2 protein-coding genes are annotated in these 2533 nt (G+C 67.8%); both read right to left on the bottom strand.

Annotation, left to right across the window (positions count from 1 at the left end; translation table 11 throughout):
• A partial coding sequence (locus tag VN461_10885; protein HXB55281.1) for a condensation domain-containing protein occupies positions 1-1924 on the bottom strand: 1924 nt, incomplete at its 3' end.
• On the bottom strand, positions 1921-2533 hold a 613-nt coding region (locus tag VN461_10890), incomplete at its 5' end, for a phosphopantetheine-binding protein (protein ID HXB55282.1). The genes VN461_10885 and VN461_10890, both read right to left, overlap by 4 nt.

Below are 2533 nucleotides of genomic sequence, written 5' to 3' on the forward strand. Positions count from 1 at the left end.
CTTCCCGCTTCCCTTCCTCCGTGAGCAACACCCCTACCTGTGCGTCCTCGATCATCAGAGCAAGCCGTTCCTTCGGATAACTCGGATCCAACGGAACGTACGCCCCCCCCGCCTTCAGGATGCCCAGCAGCCCCACCACCAGCTCCGCAGACCGCTCGACGCAAATCCCCACCCGCACCTCGCGCCCCACCCCCAGGCCACGCAGACGGTGCGCCAGCCGGTTCGCGCGGGCGTTCAGCTCCCGATACGTCAGCCGCTCCTCCCCAAACACCACCGCCAACTCATCCGGCGTCCGCTCCACTTGCCCCTCAAAAAGCTCCGTTACCGTCGCCTCCCGCGGGTAGGACTCCCTGCCACCCTCCCCGAGCGCGAGCATCTCCCCCCGCTCTTCTGTCTCGAGCAATGGAAGCGCCGCGATCGGCGTTTCCGGATGCAACACGGCGGCCTCCAGAAGCCGCTCGTAATACCTCAAGAGCCGCTCAGCTGTTGTCGGCGCGAAGAGTTGGGTGTCGTAGACGAGGGCAGCGCTGAGGCCGGCTGGGCTCTCCCCTAGGTGCATCTCGAGATCGAAATGTGTGCTTGCCACCTCCACCTCTTGCGGACGCAAGCTCAAGCCAGGCAGCTCGAGGGCCTCCGTGGGGGCGTGCTGCAAGGCGAAGGTCACCTGGACCAGGGGGCTATGCGCTACATCGCGCTTTACGCCCAGCTCTTCGACCAGCTTCTCGAAGGGCAGATCCTGGTGCTCGTAGGCATCTAGGGCCACTCCTCGCACCCGGCTCACGAGTTGCCGAAACGTCGGGCTTCCGGAGCAGTCCGTGCGCAGCACAAGCATGTTGACGAAAAAGCCGATAACGCCCTCCAGGGCGGCGTGGTTCCGGTTCGCGATCGGAGAGCCCACCATGATGTCGTCCTGCCCCGTGTACCGTTGGAGCAGAGCCTGGAATGCCGCCAGCAGGATCATGAATGGCGTTGCGCTCTCCGCCTGGCCCAACAATCCGACCGCCTCCAGAAGTCCGGCCGGCAGGAGACGGAAGCACACGGCCCCGCGGAAGCTCGACACCGCCGGACGTGGCCGGTCCGTCGGCATCCGCAGCGTGGTCGCTCCTTCGAGCTGCGCCCGCCAGTAGGCGACCTGGCGATTTAGGGTCTCCCCCTGCAGCCACTCGCGCTGCCAAGTCGCGAAATCCACGTACTGGAACGGAGGCTCGGGCAGTTCGGAGCCCCGACCGGCCGCGAAGCTCGTATACAACGCGGCCAGTTCGCGCGCGAAGATCCCGAGCGACCACCCGTCCGCCACGATGTGGTGAATCGTCAGGAGGAGCGCGTGCTCCCGCTCTGTCAGCACGATGAGCGTCGTGCGCACCAGGGGTCCGCGCGTCAGGTCGAACGGTCGGCGGGCTTCTTCGGAGGCGAGGCGCCTGGCTTCCGCCTCCCGCCCCTCCGGCCCCGAGCTCTGCAGGTCCACCAGAGACAGGCGCAGCCCGGCCTCGGCCGCGATCCGTTGCACCGGTCGTCCCGCCACCGCCTCGAAGGTCGTGCGCAGGGACTCGTGCCGGCGTACGATCTCGGCCAGGCTCCGCTCCAAGGCCAGAGTGTCCAGGTGGCCGACCAACCGGAACGCGCCCGAGACGTTGTAGGCCGACCCTGCACCAAGCTGATCGAGCAGCCAGAGCCGCTGCTGCGCGAACGAGAGCGCCGGGGCTTCCGCGCGGGGCCGCCGCTCGAGGAGGGGAACGGCTGCGCTCCGCCTCCGGCCCTCGCGAAGGAAGGCCAGGATCTCCTCTTTGCGGCCGGCGAGCTCGGCCTTTAGCGTGGCGGTGACCACGCCCGGAGGCGCGTCGTAGTGCAGCCGCCCGTCTGCGGACCAGACCCTCACGTCGAGGGCCCGGAGGCGCGCCACGAGATGGGACACGCTCGCGCTCACAGTTCGCCGGCCTCCCGATCTCCACCCGTCCGCGCTGCCGTATGGCTTGCGGAAAGCCAGCGGGCGGTCTCGATCTGGTCGGCCAGAGACTCCAGAGTCGGCGACTCGAAGAGGGCGCGTAAGGGAACTTCCACACCGAAGGCCTCGCGGAGGCGGGAGGCCACCCGGGTGGCGAGCAGAGAGTGACCGCCCAGCCCGAAAAAGTCGTCGCCCACGAAAACTTTGTCCAAGCCCAAGAGCTCGCACCAGATCCCCGCCAGTGCGCATTCGACGGGCGTTCGTGGCGAAGCACCCTCGTTCCGGGCTTCAGGCTCCGGCGCGGGCAACGCACTCCGGTCCACTTTTCCGTTCGGTGTGAGGGGAAGCGCCTCTAATACCACGAACACGGAAGGCACCATGTACTCAGGCAGCCGCTTCTTGAGCCCCGCGCGCAGTTCCCCTGCGTGGAGGTTGCCCCCCCTCCCCGGCACCACGTAGGCCACGAGCTGCCGATCGCCGTCTTCCTCCCGGGCCGTCACTACGCATTCGCGCACCGCGGGATGGCGGGCGAGGGCGGCTTGGATTTCGCCCAGCTCGACGCGGAAGCCGCGGATCTTCACTTGCTCGTCC

Source organism: Vicinamibacteria bacterium, assembly GCA_035570235.1.
Classification (GTDB): Bacteria; Acidobacteriota; Vicinamibacteria; order Fen-336; family Fen-336; genus DATMML01.